The sequence below is a fragment of the Pseudomonas sp. URMO17WK12:I6 genome, from assembly GCF_003253625.1.
Classification (GTDB): Bacteria; Pseudomonadota; Gammaproteobacteria; order Pseudomonadales; family Pseudomonadaceae; genus Aquipseudomonas.
Genome location: NZ_QKYZ01000009.1, coordinates 129,553 through 148,988, shown reverse-complemented (window position 1 = coordinate 148,988; position 19,436 = coordinate 129,553). Strand labels below are relative to the sequence as shown.

General features: G+C 60.2%; 22 protein-coding genes. All 22 read left to right on the top strand.

Features of this window, described 5'->3' with window-relative positions:
* The first annotated feature begins 7 nt into the window (after positions 1–7).
* The gene (fliS, locus tag F475_RS18000; RefSeq protein ID WP_018925037.1) at positions 8–403 is read left to right on the top strand and encodes a flagellar export chaperone FliS; all 396 of its coding nucleotides are present in this window, start codon (positions 8–10) and stop codon (positions 401–403) included.
* Between the two features lie 10 nt (positions 404–413).
* Positions 414–710, top strand: coding sequence for a hypothetical protein (locus tag F475_RS17995; RefSeq protein ID WP_018925038.1), 297 nt, complete (start codon positions 414–416; stop codon positions 708–710).
* Positions 711–882: 172 nt separating this feature from the next.
* A complete protein-coding gene (locus F475_RS17990) occupies positions 883–2,358 on the top strand; it encodes a sigma-54 dependent transcriptional regulator (RefSeq protein ID WP_026345697.1) in 1,476 nt (491 codons plus the stop codon).
* A gap of 109 nt (positions 2,359–2,467) precedes the next feature.
* Positions 2,468–3,691, top strand: coding sequence for a PAS domain-containing sensor histidine kinase (locus tag F475_RS17985; RefSeq protein WP_111454399.1), 1,224 nt, complete (start codon positions 2,468–2,470; stop codon positions 3,689–3,691).
* 5 nt (positions 3,692–3,696) lie between these two features.
* A complete protein-coding gene (gene fleR / locus F475_RS17980; protein ID WP_111454398.1) occupies positions 3,697–5,082 on the top strand; it encodes a sigma-54-dependent response regulator transcription factor FleR in 1,386 nt (461 codons plus the stop codon).
* Between the two features lie 129 nt (positions 5,083–5,211).
* The gene (fliE, locus tag F475_RS17975) at positions 5,212–5,541 is read left to right on the top strand and encodes a flagellar hook-basal body complex protein FliE (RefSeq protein ID WP_018925042.1); all 330 of its coding nucleotides are present in this window, start codon (positions 5,212–5,214) and stop codon (positions 5,539–5,541) included.
* Between the two features lie 15 nt (positions 5,542–5,556).
* On the top strand, positions 5,557–7,344 hold the full coding sequence (gene fliF, locus F475_RS17970; protein WP_111454397.1) for a flagellar basal-body MS-ring/collar protein FliF: 1,788 nt from the start codon (positions 5,557–5,559) through the stop codon (positions 7,342–7,344).
* Positions 7,337–8,356, top strand: coding sequence for a flagellar motor switch protein FliG (gene fliG, locus F475_RS17965; RefSeq protein WP_003184041.1), 1,020 nt, complete (start codon positions 7,337–7,339; stop codon positions 8,354–8,356). Before fliF ends, fliG begins: the two co-directional genes overlap by 8 nt.
* 7 nt (positions 8,357–8,363) lie before the next feature.
* Entirely contained in the window at positions 8,364–9,173 is an 810-nt protein-coding gene (gene fliH, locus F475_RS17960; protein ID WP_111454396.1) for a flagellar assembly protein FliH, read from the top strand.
* Positions 9,163–10,521: a flagellar protein export ATPase FliI gene (gene fliI, locus F475_RS17955; RefSeq protein ID WP_018925045.1), complete on the top strand. Its 1,359-nt coding sequence runs from the start codon at positions 9,163–9,165 to the stop codon at positions 10,519–10,521. Before fliH ends, fliI begins: the two co-directional genes overlap by 11 nt.
* Positions 10,522–10,527: 6 nt before the next feature.
* Positions 10,528–10,977, top strand: coding sequence for a flagellar export protein FliJ (fliJ, locus tag F475_RS17950; RefSeq protein WP_018925046.1), 450 nt, complete (start codon positions 10,528–10,530; stop codon positions 10,975–10,977).
* Positions 10,978–11,095: 118 nt separating this feature from the next.
* Positions 11,096–11,401, top strand: a complete 306-nt coding sequence (locus F475_RS17945) for an STAS domain-containing protein (protein ID WP_111454395.1) — start codon at positions 11,096–11,098, stop codon at positions 11,399–11,401.
* Between the two features lie 5 nt (positions 11,402–11,406).
* Entirely contained in the window at positions 11,407–13,110 is a 1,704-nt protein-coding gene (locus tag F475_RS17940; protein ID WP_111454394.1) for a fused response regulator/phosphatase, read from the top strand.
* A gap of 32 nt (positions 13,111–13,142) precedes the next feature.
* Complete coding sequence (locus F475_RS17935; RefSeq protein WP_018925049.1) at positions 13,143–13,490, top strand: Hpt domain-containing protein; 348 nt, start codon at positions 13,143–13,145, stop codon at positions 13,488–13,490.
* Positions 13,491–13,595: 105 nt separating this feature from the next.
* Positions 13,596–14,963 (top strand): flagellar hook-length control protein FliK, encoded by a 1,368-nt coding sequence (locus F475_RS17930; RefSeq protein ID WP_111454393.1) that lies wholly within the window; start codon positions 13,596–13,598, stop codon positions 14,961–14,963.
* Positions 14,964–15,178: 215 nt separating this feature from the next.
* Entirely contained in the window at positions 15,179–15,679 is a 501-nt protein-coding gene (gene fliL / locus F475_RS17925; protein WP_019648109.1) for a flagellar basal body-associated protein FliL, read from the top strand.
* A 9-nt stretch (positions 15,680–15,688) separates the two neighbouring features.
* Positions 15,689–16,657, top strand: coding sequence for a flagellar motor switch protein FliM (gene fliM / locus F475_RS17920; protein WP_007938639.1), 969 nt, complete (start codon positions 15,689–15,691; stop codon positions 16,655–16,657).
* A 58-nt stretch (positions 16,658–16,715) separates the two neighbouring features.
* Positions 16,716–17,174, top strand: coding sequence for a flagellar motor switch protein FliN (gene fliN / locus F475_RS17915; RefSeq protein ID WP_007938642.1), 459 nt, complete (start codon positions 16,716–16,718; stop codon positions 17,172–17,174).
* Positions 17,175–17,624, top strand: a complete 450-nt coding sequence (gene fliO, locus F475_RS17910) for a flagellar biosynthetic protein FliO (protein ID WP_018925053.1) — start codon at positions 17,175–17,177, stop codon at positions 17,622–17,624. It abuts the gene before it with no gap.
* A complete protein-coding gene (gene fliP / locus F475_RS17905; protein WP_007938646.1) occupies positions 17,624–18,382 on the top strand; it encodes a flagellar type III secretion system pore protein FliP in 759 nt (252 codons plus the stop codon). The genes fliO and fliP overlap by 1 nt, the downstream gene beginning before the upstream one ends.
* Positions 18,379–18,648, top strand: a complete 270-nt coding sequence (gene fliQ / locus F475_RS17900) for a flagellar biosynthesis protein FliQ (RefSeq protein ID WP_007938648.1) — start codon at positions 18,379–18,381, stop codon at positions 18,646–18,648. The genes fliP and fliQ overlap by 4 nt, the downstream gene beginning before the upstream one ends.
* 3 nt (positions 18,649–18,651) lie before the next feature.
* Complete coding sequence (gene fliR, locus F475_RS17895) at positions 18,652–19,434, top strand: flagellar biosynthetic protein FliR (protein ID WP_018925054.1); 783 nt, start codon at positions 18,652–18,654, stop codon at positions 19,432–19,434.
* Positions 19,435–19,436 lie beyond the last annotated feature (2 nt).

Here is a 19,436-nt window from a genome sequence, read left to right as displayed (position 1 = left end):
GGTAAACATGAACCCGATGTTAGCCCTTCGGCAGTACCAGAAGATTGGCGCGCAAGCCCAGACTTCCGAGGCCAGTCCTCATCGTCTGGTGCAAATGCTCATGGAAGGCGGTCTGGATCGCATCGCTCAGGCCAAAGGTGCCATGGAGCGCAAGGATGTCGCCAATAAGGGTGTTTTTATCGGCAAGGCCATCGGCATTATCGGTGGTTTGCGAGAGGGGCTGGACCTGGAGAAACAGGCGGAGTCCGTCAGTGAGCTGGATAGTCTCTACGCTTACATGATGAAGCGTCTGGCGGAAGCCAACCTCAGGACCGATCCAAAAATCCTCGACGAAGTCGCCGACCTGCTTCGTACGGTCAAAGACGGTTGGGATGCCATTGGCGCACCTGCTCCCCAGTTTTAAGGAGATCACCATGAGTCTTGTATTGCAGCGAATCGAGCATACCCGGGACGCCCTGGTCGAGGCATTGGCCGAGCGTAACTGGGAAGCCATCGGTGAATTGGACCTGGCTTGCCGTTCCTGCATGGAAGACGTCTTGAGTGAAGCTACGGTGGACGAGACCGCGTTGCGCGAAAACCTGGAGGAGTTGCTGGGGGTGTATAAACAGCTCCTGGAAGCGGCGACGGGGGAGCGACAAGCGATAGTCGACGAGATGTCGCAGATCCACCAAGCACAGAACGCGGCAAAGGTTTACCATCTGTTTGGTTAATTAACCCTCAGTTAATCCAAACATAGTGCGCCATAAATTTGACTGTGCACGGTTTTTTGACTTAACTAGTGGCTGGTTCCAGATTTCAGGCGTCTACAGGCACAACGTGTCTGCAAGCGTCTAGCTTGCCCCTCATTTTGGGCATTGAGTTGACTAGGGAAGTTGCTATTGCATGTGGCGTGAAACCAAAATTCTGCTGATTGATGACGATAGCGTCCGCCGCCGCGATTTGGCGGTGATTTTAAATTTTCTCGGCGAAGAAAATTTACCCTGTGGCAGCCATGACTGGCAGCAGGCGGTCGGCTCTCTGTCATCAAGTCGTGAAGTAATCTGTGTCCTCATCGGGACGGTAAATGCTCCTGGTGCACTTTTGGGCCTGTTAAAGACACTCTCAACCTGGGATGAGTTCCTTCCAGTTTTGTTAATGGGCGATAATTCTTCCATTGACTTGCCGGAAGACCAGCGTCGCCGAGTGCTTTCGACGCTCGAAATGCCGCCCAGCTACAGCAAACTGCTCGATTCGCTGCACCGTGCCCAGGTCTATCGCGAGATGTATGACCAGGCCCGTGAGCGCGGTCGTCACCGTGAACCGAATCTTTTCCGCAGCCTTGTCGGCACCAGCCGGGCGATTCAACACGTCCGTCAGATGATGCAGCAAGTCGCCGACACCGACGCCAGCGTGCTGATCCTCGGTGAGTCCGGCACTGGCAAGGAAGTGGTCGCGCGCAATCTGCACTACCATTCCAAGCGTCGTGAAGCGCCGTTCGTTCCGGTCAACTGCGGGGCGATTCCGGCCGAGTTGCTGGAAAGCGAATTGTTCGGTCACGAGAAGGGTGCCTTCACCGGGGCGATCACCAGCCGTGCCGGGCGTTTCGAGCTGGCCAACGGCGGTACGCTGTTCCTCGACGAAATTGGCGACATGCCGTTGCCGATGCAGGTCAAGCTGTTGCGCGTCTTGCAGGAGCGCACGTTCGAGCGCGTGGGCAGCAACAAGACCCAAAGCGTCGATGTGCGGATCATCGCGGCAACCCACAAGAATCTCGAAAGCATGATCGAGATCGGCACGTTCCGCGAAGACCTCTACTATCGCCTGAACGTGTTCCCGATCGAGATGGCGCCGTTGCGTGAGCGCGTCGAAGACATCCCGTTGCTGATGAACGAGCTGATCTCGCGCATGGAGCACGAGAAGCGCGGGTCGATCCGGTTCAACTCGGCGGCGATCATGTCGCTGTGCCGTCACGGCTGGCCGGGCAACGTTCGCGAGCTGGCCAACCTGGTGGAGCGCATGGCGATCATGCACCCGTACGGGGTGATCGGCGTGGTCGAGTTGCCGAAGAAATTCCGCTACGTCGATGACGAAGACGAGCAGTTGGTCGACAGCCTGCGCAGTGATCTCGAAGAGCGGGTGGCCATCAACGGTCATACCCCGGACTTCACCGCCAATGCGCTGCTGCCGCCGGAAGGCCTGGACCTGAAAGACTACCTCGGCGGTCTGGAGCAAGGGTTGATTCAGCAGGCGCTGGATGACGCCAACGGCATTGTGGCGCGGGCGGCCGAACGGCTGCGTATTCGTCGCACGACCCTGGTGGAGAAGATGCGCAAGTACGGCATGAGTCGTCGAGATGGTGATGAACAGGCGGATGATTGACGCCTGTTTTTCAACCCCTTCATTTATAGGCAGTTTTTTTTAGGCACGGGTATTGCTACGTCCCTCGCAACGTTCCGTTTAACTGACGGTCACCACGCGAGAGAGCACAATGCCCCAAGCCGCCCAGATGTCTCCTGTCCTTGATGTTTCGGGGCAACCGTCGTCCGTAGAGCAGGCAAGCCGGCTTGGCCTTGAGCAGGCGTTTGCGCTGTTCAACCAGATGTCGAGCCAATTGACCGATTCCTACAGCATGCTCGAAGCCCGGGTCACCGAGCTCAAGGGTGAGCTGGCGGTGGTCAGCGCCCAGCGCATGCAGGAGCTGGCGGAAAAAGAGCGTCTGGCCAACCGGCTGCAAAACCTCCTCGATCTATTGCCCGGCGGCGTCATTGTCATCGACGCCCAAGGCATCGTGCGTGAAGCCAATCCCGCCGCGCGTGAGTTGCTCGGCTTGCCGCTCGAAGGCGAGCTGTGGCGCCAGGTCATTGCGCGATGCTTTGCGCCGCGCGAAGACGACGGTCACGAAATCTCCCTCAAGGACGGTCGGCGCCTGTCGATCGCTACCCGCTCGCTGGATGCCGAACCCGGTCAGTTGGTGTTGCTCAACGACCTGACTGAAACCCGTCATCTGCAAGATCAACTCGCCCGCCACGAACGCCTGTCGTCTCTGGGGCGGATGGTCGCCTCGTTGGCCCATCAGATTCGTACGCCGTTGTCCGCCGCGTTGCTCTATGCCAGTCATTTGACTGAGCAGGAACTACCGGTCGCCACGCAGCAGCGTTTTGCCGGCCGCCTGAAAGAGCGACTGCATGAGCTGGAACACCAAGTGCGCGACATGCTGGTGTTCGCTCGCGGTGAGCTGCCGTTGACCGATCGTGTCACTCCAAAAATGCTGATGCAGTCGCTGCAAGCGGCGGCGCTGACTCTTGTTCAGGATCTGCCGGTGCGCTGGCAATGCGACAGTCATGCCGGTGAGTTGCTGTGCAATCGCGACACGCTGGTCGGGGCGATCCTCAATCTAATCGAAAACGCCATTCAGGCCAGCGCCGGCGACGTCCGTTTGAAAGTTCATCTGTATACCCGCGACAACAACCTGCGCGTATCGGTCAGCGACAGCGGCAGTGGTATCGACACGAAGGTATTGGCACGTTTGGGCGAGCCGTTTTTCACCACCAAAACCACCGGCACCGGTCTGGGGCTGACCGTGGTCAAGGCAGTGGCCCGTGCTCATCAGGGAGAATTGCAGTTGCGTTCGCGGCCGGGTCGCGGCACTTGCGCGCAGGTGATCCTGCCGCTTTTCGCGGGTGAGCAGTCCAGCGCTCAGGGAGTGAAGTGAAGGATATGACCATCAAGGTTTTACTGGTCGAGGACGATCGCGCGCTACGGGAAGCACTGGCCGATACGCTGGTGCTTGCCGGACACGATTACAAGGCGGTCGGTTCGGCGGAAGAGGCGCTGGCTGCAGTGGGCGCCGAGGCATTTAGCCTGGTGGTCAGTGACGTCAACATGCCGGGCATGGACGGTCATCAGCTGCTTGGATTGCTGCGGGCTCGTCAGCCGCAACTGCCGGTGTTGTTGATGACCGCTCACGGTGCGGTCGAACGTGCGGTCGACGCCATGCGTCAGGGTGCGGCGGATTACCTGGTCAAGCCGTTCGAGCCCAAAGCCTTGCTCGACCTGGTGGCGCGTCACGCCTTGGGCAATCTCGGCGCGAGCGAGAGCGAGGGGCCTGTAGCGTTCGAGCCGGCCAGTGCGCAATTGCTGGAATTGGCCGCGCGCGTGGCGCGCAGTGATTCCACGGTGTTGATCTCCGGTGAGTCCGGGACCGGCAAGGAAGTGCTGGCGCGTTACATCCATCAGCACTCCCATCGCGCCAGTCAGCCATTCATTGCGATCAACTGCGCAGCGATCCCGGACAACATGCTTGAAGCCACTTTGTTCGGTCACGAAAAAGGTTCGTTCACCGGCGCCATCGCGGCGCAGGCCGGCAAGTTCGAGCAGGCCGATGGCGGGACGATCCTGCTCGATGAAATTTCTGAAATGCCCCTCGGCCTGCAGGCCAAGTTACTGCGCGTATTGCAGGAGCGCGAAGTCGAACGAGTCGGCGCACGCAAGCCGATCACGCTGGATATTCGAGTGGTCGCTACCACTAACCGTGACCTGGCCGGTGAAGTGGCGGCGGGGCGTTTCCGCGAAGATCTTTACTATCGCCTGTCGGTGTTCCCGTTGGCCTGGCGTCCGTTGCGTGAGCGCACCGCCGACATCCTGCCGCTGGCCGAGCGCCTGCTGGCCAAACACGTCAATAAAATGAAGCATGCCGCGGCAAAGCTTTCGCCCGAGGCGCAGGCCTGCCTGATCGGCTATCCGTGGCCGGGCAACGTGCGTGAACTGGATAACGCGATCCAGCGGGCCTTGATTCTGCAGCAGGGCGGTTTGATCCAGCCGCAGGATTTTTGTCTGGCCGGGCCCGTGGCGTGTGCGCCATTGCCAGCATTGGCGCCGGCGCCTGCACGAGCAGTGGAAGTCGAAGCCGAATCGGCGGGCGCCCTCGGCGATGACCTGCGGCGCCGTGAGTTCCAAATGATCATCGACACCTTGCGCGCCGAGCGCGGCCGCCGCAAAGAAGCCGCCGAGCGACTGGGCATCAGCCCGCGCACCTTGCGCTACAAGCTGGCGCAGATGCGCGATGCCGGAATGGATGTGGAAGCGTATTTGTTCGCCACGTAACGGTCGGCAAACAAAAGCACAGGAGAGCTTTTGTTTAGAGCGGCCACGGAGCTGGCACCCTTGTTGCTAACACCTCACTACTCGCCGAGTGAGTGTCAAAAAATTGCGAGTAGCCAAAGAGAGCAGACCATGAGCCAAGGTATTGAATTCAACCGGTTGATGCTGGATATGCGCGCCATGCAAATGGATGCCATGTCTGCGCCGAAATCGACTGCCGCAGTCCCTGAAGTGGGTGGCAGCAGCTTTGCCGACATGCTCGGTCAGGCCGTCAATAAAGTGAACGACACCCAGCAGGCGTCCAATCAGTTGGCCAGTGCCTTCGAGATCGGTAAAAGCGGCGTCGACCTGACGGACGTGATGATTTCCTCACAGAAGGCCAGCGTGTCTTTTCAGGCACTGACCCAAGTGCGTAACAAGCTGGTTCAGGCTTACCAAGACATCATGCAGATGCCGGTTTAAGGACGAGATTGAGTCATGGCAGAAGCAATCGCCGATAATGTTCCGGCCAAGGCCACTCCAATAGACGGCAAACCGCCGCTGTTCGGGTTGTCTTTCCTGGAAAACCTCTCCGAGATGACCATGTTGCGTCAGGTGGGCCTGTTGGTCGGCCTGGCTGCGAGCGTGGCGATTGGTTTTGCCGTGGTGTTGTGGTCCCAGCAGCCGGACTACCGGCCTCTATACGGCAGCCTTGCCGGCATGGACGCCAAACAGGTCATGGAAACCCTGGCCGCCGCCGACATTCCCTATACCGTCGAACCGAATTCCGGTGCCTTGCTGGTCAAGGCCGATGACCTGTCCCGTGCGCGGCTCAAGCTCGCGGCCGCTGGTGTCACTCCCAGCGACGGCAATATCGGTTTCGAGATTCTCGACAAGGAGCAGGGGCTGGGTACCAGTCAGTTCATGGAGGCGACCCGCTATCGTCGCGGCCTCGAAGGCGAACTGGCCCGGACCATCTCCAGCCTGAACAACGTCAAGGGTGCCCGCGTGCACCTGGCGATTCCGAAAAGTTCGGTGTTCGTGCGTGACGAGCGCAAGCCAAGCGCTTCGGTTCTGGTTGAACTGTATTCCGGTCGCTCGCTGGAGCCGGGCCAGGTCGTCGCCATCATCAATTTGGTGGCGACCAGCGTTCCCGAACTGAGCAAATCGCAGATCACCGTTGTCGACCAGAAGGGCAACCTGCTGTCGGATCAGGCGGAAAACTCCGAGCTGACCATGGCCGGCAAGCAGTTCGATTACAGCCGTCGCATGGAAAGCATGCTGACTCAGCGCGTGCATAACATCCTGCAACCGGTGCTGGGCAACGACCGCTATAAAGCCGAAGTCTCGGCCGATGTGGATTTCAGCGCCGTCGAATCGACTTCCGAGCAGTTCAACCCGGATCAACCGGCGTTGCGCAGCGAGCAGTCGGTCAACGAACAACGTACCGCCAGCAATGGCCCGCAAGGTGTGCCGGGTGCCTTGAGCAACCAGCCGCCGTCGCCTGCCTCGGCGCCGCAAACCACTGGTGGCGCCACTGCGTCGGCCGGCATGGTGCAGCCAGGCCAGCCACTGCTTGATGCCAACGGTCAGCAGATCATGGATCCGGCCACTGGTCAGCCGATGCTGGCGCCGTACCCGGCCGACAAGCGTCAACAATCCACCAAGAACTTCGAGCTCGACCGTTCCATCAGCCACACCAAACAACAGCAGGGCCGTTTGAATCGCCTGTCGGTGTCGGTGGTGGTGGATGATCAAGTCAAGGTCAACGCAGCCAATGGCGAAACCACCCGTGCGCCGTGGAGCGCCGATGAATTGGCGCGCTTCACTCGCCTGGTGCAGGACGCGGTCGGTTTCGACGCCAGCCGTGGCGACAGCGTCAGCGTGATCAACATGCCGTTCTCTGCTGAGCGCGGTGAAGTGATCGCCGAGATTCCGTTCTACTCCCAGCCGTGGTTCTGGGACATCGTCAAGCAAGTGCTGGGGGTGTTGTTCATCCTGGTGCTGGTGTTCGGTGTGTTGCGTCCGGTGCTCAACAACATCACCGGCGGGGGCAAAGACAAGCAACTCGCGGCCTTTGGCAGCGACGTGGAACTCGGCGGCATGGGCGGCATGGACGGCGAACTGGCCAACGACCGCGTCAGCCTCGGTGGCCCGACCAGCATCCTGCTGCCGAGCCCGAGCGAAGGCTATGACGCACAGTTGAACGCAATCAAGAGTCTGGTGGCAGAAGATCCGGGTCGCGTGGCCCAGGTCGTGAAAGAGTGGATTAACGCAGATGAGTGATAACCGAGCCGCTGTCGCCAAACTGTCCCGGGTTGATAAAGCCGCGATCCTGCTGCTGTCCCTGGGTTCTACGGATGCCGCACAAGTGCTGCGCCACATGGGGCCCAAAGAGGTCCAGCGTGTGGGCGTGGCCATGGCCCAGATGGGTAACGTGCACCGCGAGCAGGTCGAACAGGTCATGAGCGAGTTCGTCGATATCGTCGGCGACCAGACCAGCCTGGGCGTCGGCTCCGATGACTACGTGCGCAAAATGCTCACCCAGGCCTTGGGCGAAGACAAGGCCAACGGCCTGATCGACCGGATCCTGCTGGGCGGCAACACCAGTGGCCTCGACAGTCTGAAGTGGATGGAACCGCGCGCCGTCGCCGACGTGATCCGCTACGAGCACCCGCAGATCCAGGCGATCGTGGTGGCGTACCTCGATCCGGACCAGGCCGGTGAAGTGCTGGGCAACTTCGACCATAAGGTGCGGCTGGACATCATCCTGCGGGTGTCTTCGCTGAACACCGTGCAGCCGGCGGCCCTGAAAGAGCTCAACCAGATTCTCGAGAAGCAGTTCTCCGGCAACTCGAATGCCTCGCGCACCACCCTGGGTGGCATCAAGCGCGCGGCAGACATCATGAACTTCCTCGACAGCTCGATCGAAGGTCAGTTGATGGACTCGATCCGCGAAGTCGACGAAGACCTGTCCGGTCAGATCGAAGACCTCATGTTCGTGTTCAATAACCTGTCCGATGTCGACGACCGCGGTATTCAGGCGCTGTTGCGCGAGGTGTCCTCGGACGTCCTGGTGCTGGCCCTCAAAGGCTCGGACGAAGGCGTCAAGGAAAAGATCTTCAAGAACATGTCCAAACGAGCGGCCGAACTGTTGCGCGACGACCTCGAGGCCAAAGGCCCGGTGCGTGTCAGCGACGTGGAAACGGCGCAGAAAGAAATCCTCACCATTGCCCGCCGTATGGCCGAAGCCGGAGAAATCGTTCTCGGCGGGAAGGGCGGCGAAGAGATGATCTAAGGTCACTATGTCGTCCAAACATGATGAGTCCCAGACCGACCTGATCCGTGGCAAGAACGTCGCAGGTTTCGATGTCTGGGCGCTGCCCAGCTTCGACCCGTTTGTGCCGGAACCCGAGCCGGAACCGGAACCCGAACCGCCGGAAATGGAAGAAGTGCCGCTGGAAGAAGTCCAGCCACTGACCCTCGAAGAGCTCGAAAGCATTCGCCAGGAGGCCTACAACGAAGGCTTCGCGGTTGGCGAGAAAGAAGGTTTCCATAGCACCACGCTCAAGGTCCGTCAGGAAGCCGAAGTGGCCCTGACGGCCAAGATCGCGCACCTGGAACAGTTGATGGCCAACCTGTTCGAGCCCATTGCCGAGCAGGACACCCAGATCGAAAAGTCGCTGGTCGACCTTGTACAGCACATCACCAAACAGGTTATTCAGCGCGAGCTGGCCATCGACTCGACGCAGATCGAACACGTCATGCGTGAAGCGCTCAAGCTCTTGCCATTGGGCGTGGGCAATGTGCGGTTGTACGTCAACCCGCAGGATTTCGAACAGGTCAAAGCCCTGCGCGAGCGCCATGAAGAAACCTGGCGCATCGTCGAGGACGAGTCCTTGTTGCCGGGCGGTTGCCGGGTCGAGACCGAACACAGCCGTATCGATGCGACTATCGAAACCCGTGTGACCCAGGTCATGGCCAAGCTGTTCGACCAATTGCACGATCAGGCGTTGCACCCGGCCGCGCCGGACCTCAGCCTGGAATTGCCGATCGACAAGAAGCCTGCCGTCACCCCGGTCGAACCGGAACTGGACCATCCCGATGCGCCTTGATCGCACCAGCTTCGCCAAGCGCCTCGGCAGCTACGCCGAGGCCACGGAGCTGGCTGGCGCGCCAATCCTCGAAGGTCGCCTGTTGCGTATGGTCGGCCTGACCCTCGAAGCCGAAGGCTTGCGCGCCGCCATGGGCAGCCGCTGCATGGTCATCAACGATGACAGCTATCACCCGGTGCAGGTCGAAGCCGAAGTCATGGGCTTCTCCGGCAGCAAAGTGTTTCTGATGCCGGTCGGCAGCGTCGCTGGCATTGCGCCTGGCGCACGGGTGGTTCCCCTGGCGGACAACGGTCGCTTGCCGATGGGCATGAGCATGCTCGGGCGGGTGCTTGATGGCGCCGGTCGTGCGCTGGATGGCAAGGGCGGGATGAAGGCTGAAGACTGGGTGCCAATGGACGGCCCGACCATCAACCCGCTCAAGCGTGACCCGATCAGTCAACCGCTGGACGTGGGCATTCGCTGCATCAACGGTTTGTTGACGGTCGGTCGCGGTCAGCGCCTCGGGCTGTTCGCCGGTACCGGCGTCGGCAAGAGTGTGCTGTTGGGCATGATGACCCGTTTCACCGAGGCCGACATTATCGTGGTCGGGCTGATCGGTGAGCGGGGTCGTGAAGTTAAAGAGTTCATCGAGCACATCCTCGGTGAAGAAGGGCTCAAGCGTTCGGTGGTGGTGGCTTCGCCGGCGGACGATGCGCCGCTGATGCGTTTGCGCGCGGCCATGTACTGCACGCGGATCGCCGAGTATTTCCGCGACAAGGGCAAGAATGTCCTGTTGCTGATGGATTCCCTGACCCGTTTCGCCCAGGCCCAGCGGGAAATCGCCCTGGCCATCGGCGAACCGCCGGCGACCAAGGGCTATCCGCCGTCGGTGTTTGCCAAGTTGCCGAAACTGGTGGAGCGGGCCGGTAACGCCGAAAAGGGCGGCGGCTCGATCACCGCGTTCTACACGGTATTGTCTGAAGGCGATGACCAACAGGACCCGATCGCCGACTCGGCGCGGGGCGTGCTTGACGGGCACATCGTGCTGTCCCGGCGTCTGGCCGAGGAAGGGCATTACCCGGCCATCGACATCGAAGCGTCCATCAGTCGGGTCATGCCGTCGGTGGTCGGTATCAAACACCTGAACCACGCGCAGATGTTCAAGCAATACTGGTCGCGCTATCAACAGAGCCGCGACCTGATCAGTGTCGGCGCCTACGTGCCCGGCGGTGACCGGGAAACCGACACAGCGATCAATCTGCAACCGGCCATGTCCCTGTACCTGCGCCAGGGCTTGAACGACAACATCAGCATGGGCGCCAGCGAAAACCATCTTGCTTCGGTCTTCGCGCCAGCGCCAGGCGGTTAACCGGTCATGGCCTCGAGTCGCGCGGCACGCCTGGCGCCTGTGGTGGACATGGCTGAAAAGGCCGAGAAAACCGCCGTCCAGCGCCTGGGGCACTTCCAGGGCCAGGTTCGTTTGGCGGAAAGCAAACTCGCCGACCTCGAAGCCTTCCGTCTCGACTACCAGGAACAATGGATCGTGCGCGGCAGTGGCGGCGTTTCGGGTCAGTGGCTGCTGGGCTATCAGGGTTTTCTCGCGCAATTGGGCACGGCCATCGACCAGCAGCGCCAGAGCCTGAACTGGCATCAAAACAACCTGAACAAGGCCCGAGAAGCCTGGCAACAGGCATTTGCCCGGGTCGAGGGCTTGCGCAAACTGGTTCAGCGCTACATGGATGAGGCACGGCAACTGGAAGACAAGCGCGAGCAGAAGTTGCTGGATGAATTGTCCCAGCGGTTGCCGCGTCAGGATTCGTATTGAATCAGGTAGCCCGCGAAGGCGATTTCACAAACCGTACAATTTTTTCAGCCTTGCTCCAGCCCCCATCAGGTGCTAAACCTTCTACACGTACGTTCGTCAATGACAAGGAAGCCGTGAAATGTCAGTCGTTACAGAAGTATCCTCGGATGGGAAAAAGCTGACGATTTCGATCGAGGGACGATTCGATTTCGGTCGGCATCAGGAGTTTCGCGAGTCCTACGAGCGACTCAACAGTAAACCCGAGTCCATTGTGGTGGACCTGAAGAAAGCCACTTATCTCGATAGCTCGGCGCTGGGCATGTTGCTTTTGCTGCGCGATCACGCCGGTGGCGACAACTCCGATATTCGTGTCGTCAACAGCAGTAGCGATGTGAAGAAAATCCTCGCCATCTCCAACTTCGACAAGCTGTTCGACATCAGTTGACTGTCATGCAGCCGCTCGAGCCGCTGACGATTCTGATCGCCGAAGACAGTGCGGCCGATCGTATGCTGCTGTCGACTATCGTCCGTCGTCAGGGTCATGAAGTGCTGACAGCCAGTAATGGCGCCGAGGCGGTCGAGGCGTTTCGCTCACAGCGGCCGCACCTGGTGCTGATGGACGCCATGATGCCGGTGATGGATGGCTTCGAGGCCGCGCAGCAGATCAAGGCGCTGGCCGGCGAAACCCTGGTGCCGATCATCTTTCTGACGTCGCTGACCGAAAGCGAAGCCTTGGCTCGTTGTCTGGAGGCCGGGGGCGACGACTTTCTGGCAAAGCCTTACAACCAGGTGATCCTCGCGGCCAAGATCAAGGCAATGGACCGCTTGCGGCGTTTGCAGGCCACGGTGCTGGAGCAGCGCGACCTGATCGCCAGGCACCATGATTACCTGCTCAACGAGCAGCGAGTGGCCAAAGCCGTGTTCGACAAGGTGGCCCACTCCGGTTGCCTGAATGCGCCGAACATCCGTTATCTGCAATCGCCCTATGCGCTGTTCAACGGCGATCTGTTGCTGGCCGCGTTTACCCCGGTCGGCGACATGCATGTGTTACTCGGTGATTTCACCGGCCATGGTTTGCCGGCCGCTGTCGGTGCCATGCCGTTGGCCGAAGTTTTCTATGGCATGACCGCCAAGGGTTATGGCTTGTCCGAAACCCTGCGCGAGATGAACGCCAAACTCAAACGTATCCTGCCGGTCGACATGTTCTGCTGCGCGACCCTGCTGCGCCTGAGCTTTCAGCGAGGGTCGGTGGAGGTCTGGAACGGCGGGATGCCGGACGGCTATTTGCACAACGCCACCAGTGGCGAGCGTACAGCACTCGCGGCACGGCACTTGCCGCTGGGTGTGCTGAGCCCGCAAACCTTCGATGACCGCACCGAGGTGTTCCCGATGGCTGTCGGGGATCGGGTGTTCCTGTTGTCTGATGGAGTGATCGATACTTGCGATGCCAATGAACAGTTATTTGGCGTAGAGCGATTGGAGCAGGTGTTTGCAGCCAATCGTCAGCCCGATGCGCTGTTCGAAGAAATCGAGCAGGCCCTGCGGGATTTTCGCGGCGAGGCTCGCGATGACGTGAGCATGGTTGAGGTCAGCCTGTTGGATGCGGCGCAACTGAGCCCGCCAGCACCGGTATATTCCGACAGCGGTCAGTCCTGCCCGCTGGACTGGTCGGTGAGTTTCGAATTTCGCGCCGCCACCCTCAAACGCTTCAACCCGCTGCCGTACCTGTTGCAATTGCTGTTTGAGGTGCACGGCCTGCGCGCTCAAAGTGGTGCGCTCTACAGTGTGCTGGCAGAGCTTTACTCCAACGCCCTGGAGCATGGCGTGCTAGGTCTGGATTCGAGTCTCAAGCGCGATGCTTCGGGTTTTGCGCGTTATTATCAGCAGCGCAGTGCGCGCCTGGACGAATTGCAGGACGGCTATGTGCGGGTACATTTGCAGGTGACGCCAAAAGGCGAAGGTGGTTGCCTGACTGTTCGAGTCGAAGACAGTGGCAAGGGCTTCGATGTGGTGCGGGTGATGGAGCGTCCCGTCGATGATGTCCGTTTGTCGGGACGTGGAGTCAGTTTGATCCGACAGTTGAGTCATCATGCGAGCTGGTCCGATAATGGGCGCAGTGCTCGCGTGGAGTTTTTCTGGGAGGCTCAGGCATAATCCCGGGCATTCTTGATCAAAGGAGTGAACAAGTGGACAACACACATCTGGATCGTGACGTGCTGAGCGCGTTGCAGGAAGTTATGGAGGATGGGTATCCAGAATTGCTCGATACCTTTCTCAGCGATTCCGAAGAGCGATTGAGCTTGCTGCGCAAGGCTGACGATGCCGATCGGTTAGGTGCCACGGCGCACAGTTTCAAGGGCAGCAGCAGCAACATGGGCGCGACTCGGTTGGCTGAGCTGTGCCATGAGCTGGAGCAGCGAGCCAAAGAGAAAAAACTCGAAGGCATAGAAGCGCTGGTTGGAGAGATCGACGGCGAATTCGCGATTGTTCGACCGCTTTTTGAGGCAGAGCGCCAACGTTCCCTGGCTGAATAAGACAACCATCCAGCGCTTTTGGCGGCCAGCGAACAAAGCTGGCTCGACCCTTGCAGTCAACTCACTCAACTGTACCTACGATCCCAGTGCAGCGGAGACCGTTCCATGCCCGTTACCCCCAACATTCTTATTCAGGCCGCTGCTGCGGCCAAGACTCAAGCCGCGTCCGCCAATACACCGGCGTCGACGGTTGAGCCCGGGGACAAGGCGTCCAGCTTCGCTGAGGTCTACGCCAATCAAGCCCAGAACAAGCCTTCGGCTACGGCGGACGGATCGGCTAAACCTGTACGTGACAAAGCCTCGGACAACACTGGCAAAAAGGACGTGGGCAACGACTCGTCTGCCGCCCAGGAACCGACGGTTGCCGATAGCGGCAAATCCTTGCCCGCCGATAAACCGGCGCAGGCCGATGACAAGACCGCCAGCGATGACGCGCCGGATACCGCTGAGCCGACGACGCCGGTAGTCGATACCGCGCCTGTCGATCCAGCCCTCGATCCGGCGTTGATGCAAGTGGTGCAGCCGGTGCTGCCAGCCCCTGTGCCGGAAACCCCACCGGTTGTCGCCGCTGTGCAGTCAACCGTACAAGCACCCGTCGCGGCCGCCGTTACCGCAACAGCGACGCCGGCCGCTGCGACCACCGATCCTGATTTCGATCCCGAAGCCGATCCTCTTGATGCACTGCCGGCCGTGCGTATGGCGTTGGAGCAGAGCGGGCACGTTTCGGCCGCCAGCCAGGCTCAGCCAAAAGCGGCGCCGACTCAGGCTCACGTCGACGGCGAGCTGACCTCGGCACAGAACTTTGCTGCAGGCATGGCGAGCATGCTCGACGTGCAGGCCGATCAGGACAGCACCAGCCAGGGCGGCGAGAAGGCGTTCAGTGGCCTGATCGATGACGGCCTCAAGGATCTCAAGTCCGCCAGCAGCGACACCCGTGTCGATGACTTCGCCAATCGTCTGGCGGCTCTGACCCAAGCGGCAACACCCAAGACTGCCAATGCATTGCCGGTGAACCAACCGATCGCCATGCATCAGAGCGGTTGGACCGAAGAGGTGGTCAACCGGGTCATGTACCTGTCCAGCGCCAATCTCAAGGCGGCGGATATCCAGTTGCAACCGGCCGAACTGGGACGCCTCGATATTCGGGTGAACATGGTTCCGGATCAGCAGACCCAAGTGACCTTCATGAGCGCTCACCCAAGCGTTCGCGAAGCACTCGACGGGCAAATGCATCGCCTGCGAGACATGTTCGCGCAGCAGGGCATGGGCCAGGTCGACGTCAACGTTTCCGATCAGTCCCGTGGCTGGCAGGGCCAAGGGCAGGAACAGGCTCAACAGGGGCAGGGCGGGCGCACCAATGCCAGTGGCGGTCGCCTCGATTCCATCGATGAGGAGCTTCCTGCGACGGTCGCTGACGTGGCCGCTAACACCACCAGCGTGATCGGCACCAGCGCGGTCGATTATTACGCCTGATAAATCAGGACGCCCCCTCAAAAGATCGCAGCCTTCGGCAGCTCCTTGTATCTACGGGTGTACACCATCCAAATGCAGGAGCCGCCGAAGGCTGCGATCTTTTGATTTCCGTTGCCTGCCTGCCGCCTCCACATAGCCCCAGACACTTCTGGCATAACACTTGCTCTTGCCTTGCCGTGCGACTGTGAAAACCCGAATAGTGACGGATTATTGGCATGGCGAAGAGTGAAGCAGTAGTAAAAGACCCCGCAACCAAAGGCAAAATCAAGCTGATCATTGTGATCGTCGTGGCCCTGCTGCTGGCGATCGGCTTGTCCGTGGGGGCGACCTGGTTCTTCATGCACGGCGCCCAGAGCAAGCCTGCCGCCGCGGCTGAAACCGCTGTGGTCGGCAAGCAGCCGGCGATCTTCGAGCCAATGGCTCCAGCCTTCGTGGCCAACTACACCCAGAACGGCCGTCAGCGCTACATGCAGGTGAGCATCACCATGCAGGGGCGTAATCAGGCTGATCTGGAGGCGCTCAAAGTCCACATGCCAGTGATCCGCAATAACCTGGTCATGCTGTTTTCCGGTCAGGATTTCGCCACGCTGGCGACCCCGGTCGGCCAGGAGATGTTGCGTCAGAAAGCCACGGCCAGCGTTCAGGAAGTGGCGCAGAAAGAGCTGGGCAAAGTGGTGATCGAACAGTTGCTTTTCACTAATTTCGTACTGCAGTAGGAACACGACATGGCCGTGCAGGACCTGCTGTCCCAGGATGAGATCGATGCGCTGTTGCATGGCGTCGACGATGGTCTGGTACAGACCGATAACGCTGCCGAACCCGGCAGTGTCAAAAGCTACGACCTGACCAGCCAGGATCGCATCGTCCGTGGACGCATGCCGACGCTGGAAATGATCAACGAGCGTTTCGCCCGCTACACCCGCATCAGCATGTTCAACATGCTGCGCCGCTCGGCGGACGTTGCCGTCGGTGGCGTGCAGGTGATGAAGTTCGGTGAATACGTGCACTCGCTGTACGTGCCGACCAGCCTCAACCTGGTCAAGATCAAGCCGCTGCGCGGCACCGCGCTGTTCATCCTCGACGCCAAACTGGTGTTCAAGCTGGTGGACAACTTCTTCGGCGGCGACGGCCGTCACGCGAAGATCGAAGGGCGTGAATTCACCCCCACCGAACTGCGTGTGGTGCGCATGGTGCTGGAGCAGGCTTTCGTCGATTTGAAAGAAGCCTGGCAGGCGATCATGGAAGTGAACTTCGAGTACATCAACTCGGAAGTGAACCCGGCCATGGCCAACATCGTCGGGCCGAGCGAAGCCATTGTGGTGTCGACGTTCCACATCGAACTCGATGGCGGTGGCGGCGACCTGCACGTGACCATGCCGTACTCGATGATCGAGCCGGTGCGCGAGATGCTCGATGCCGGCTTCCAGTCGGACCTCGACGATCAGGACGAGCGCTGGATCAACGCCTTGCGCCAGGACGTGCTGGACGTCGACGTACCGATCGGTGCCACCGTTGCCCGCCGCCAGCTGCGCCTTCGCGACATCCTGCACATGCAGCCCGGCGACGTGATCCCGGTCGAGATGCCGGAAGAAATGATCATGCGCGCCAACGGCGTGCCGGCCTTCAAGGTCAAGATGGGCTCGCACAAAGGCAACCTCGCGTTGCAAGTGATCGAGCCGATCGAGCGCCGCTGACCGGCGCTCGTACCCCCCCTACGCATTTAACTGAATTGTTGCCCGCCGAGGACAAATGATGAACGACGATATGAACGCCCAGGACGACCAGGCACTGGCCGACGAATGGGCTGCGGCCCTGGAAGAGACCGGTGACGCCGGGCAGGCTGACATTGATGCGCTGCTGGCGGCCGATGCCGGTACGTCGGGCTCCAACCGTCTGCCGATGGAAGAGTTCGGCAGCGTGCCGAAGAACAACGATCCAGTGACGCTGGACGGTCCGAACCTGGACGTGATCCTTGATATCCCGGTGTCGATTTCCATGGAAGTCGGCAGCACCGACATCAACATCCGCAACCTGCTGCAACTCAACCAGGGTTCGGTGATCGAGCTCGATCGCCTGGCCGGCGAGCCGCTGGACGTGCTGGTCAACGGCACGCTCATCGCCCACGGCGAAGTGGTAGTGGTCAACGAAAAGTTCGGCATCCGCCTGACCGACGTGATCAGCCCAAGCGAACGCATCAAGAAGCTGCGCTGAGTGAACAAGGTTCTTGCGGTTCTGTTGGCCTTGCCATCCAGCGTGCTGGCGGCCGAGTCGGTGACGACTGCTGCGACAGCGGCCGCCGCGCCAGCTGTCAGCAGTGGTGTGGCCGGGCAATTGACGCAATTGGTGTTCGGCTTGCTGCTGGTGCTGGGGTTGATCTTCTTCCTCGCCTGGCTGCTGCGCCGGGTTCAGCAGGCCGGCCCGGCGGGCAAGGGGCAAGTGATCGAGTTGATCGGTTCCCGAGCCCTCGGCCCCCGTGACCGCTTGATGCTGGTACAGGTCGGCAACGAACAGATTCTGCTCGGCCTGAGCCCCGGCACCATCACCGCGTTGCATGTGCTCAAGGAGCCGGTACAAGTGCCGGGCGCAACCGAGAAAGCGACTCCGGAGTTTGCCCAGCGTCTGTTGGAGATGCTTGGCAAGGATCAGAAGGATAAGAAGTAATGGGTGCGTTACGCATCGTCTTGACGCTGGCCCTGATGCTGGCTGCGCCACTGGCGTTCGCCGCCGATCCGTTGTCGATCCCGGCGATCACCCTGGGCACCAATGCCAATGGCGCCCAGGAATACTCGGTCAGCCTGCAAATCCTGCTGATCATGACGGCGCTGAGTTTCATCCCGGCGTTCGTCATGCTGATGACCAGTTTTACCCGGATCATCATCGTGTTCTCGATCCTGCGTCAGGCCCTGGGCTTGCAGCAGACACCGTCGAACCAGATCCTCACCGGCATGGCGCTGTTCCTCACCATGTTTATCATGGCGCCGGTGTTCGATCGGGTGAATCAGGATGCCTTGCAGCCGTATCTGGCGGAGAAACTCACCGCTCAGGATGCTGTCGCCAAGGCTCAGGTGCCGATCAAGGACTTCATGCTGGCCCAGACTCGCAGCAGCGATCTGGAGCTGTTCATGCGCCTGTCCAAGCGCACTGATATTGCTACGCCGGATCAGGCGCCGCTGACGATTCTGGTGCCGGCGTTCGTGACCTCGGAACTGAAAACCGCGTTCCAGATTGGCTTCATGATCTTCATTCCGTTCCTGATCATCGACCTGGTGGTGGCCAGTGTGCTGATGGCGATGGGTATGATGATGCTCTCGCCACTGATCATTTCCCTGCCGTTCAAAATCATGCTGTTCGTGCTGGTGGATGGCTGGGCGTTGATCATCGGCACGTTGGCCAGCAGCTTCGGCGGTGTTTCACCATGACGCCCGAAGTTGCCGTGGACATCTTTCGCGAAGCGCTGTGGCTGACCACCATGATGGTCGCCGTGCTGGTGATTCCGAGCTTGCTGGTGGGGCTGTTGGTGGCGATGTTCCAGGCGGCCACGCAGATCAACGAACAGACCCTGAGCTTCCTGCCGCGTCTGCTGGTGATGCTGGTGACGCTGATCGTTGCCGGCCCATGGCTGGTGCAGACTTTCATGGAATACATTCTTCAGCTGTACCACAGCATTCCTCAGGTCATCGGTTAAGCCATGTCGCTGCTGCAACTGACCGATACCCAGATCAGCACCTGGGTGGCGACGTTCATGTTGCCGCTGTTTCGCATCGGCTCGTTGCTGATGGTCATGCCGATTTTCGGCACGACGCTGGTGCCCAAACGCGTGCGTTTGTACTTCGCGCTGGCGATCACTGTGGTCATCGCACCGGGTCTGCCGCCCATGCCCGCGGTCAACGCGCTGGACCTGAGCGCGATGCTGCTGATCGCCGAGCAAATCATCATCGGCGCGGTGTTGGGCTTTTCCTTGCAGCTGTTTTTCCAGGCATTCGTGGTCGCCGGGCAAATTGTCGCGATCCAGATGGGCATGGGCTTCGCTTCGATGGTCGACCCTACGAACGGCGTGTCAGTGGCGGTGATCGGGCAGTTTTTCACCATGCTGGTGACGCTGTTGTTCCTGTCGATGAACGGCCACTTGGTGGTGTTCGAAGTCCTCACTGAAAGCTTCACCACGCTGCCGGTCGGTGGCGGGTTGATGGTCAATCATTTCTGGGAACTGGCCGGCAAGCTCGGCTGGGTGCTTGGTGCGGCGCTGTTGCTGGTGCTGCCGGCGATCACCGCGTTGCTGGTGGTCAATATTGCATTTGGCGTGATGACCCGGGCGGCGCCGCAGCTGAACATCTTCTCGATCGGTTTCCCGCTGACCCTGGTACTTGGACTGTTCATCGTCTGGGTCGGCCTGGCGGACATTCTCAATCAGTATCAACCGCTGGCCGCCGAGGCCTTGCAGTTGTTACGCGAACTGGCACAGGCGCGCTGAGT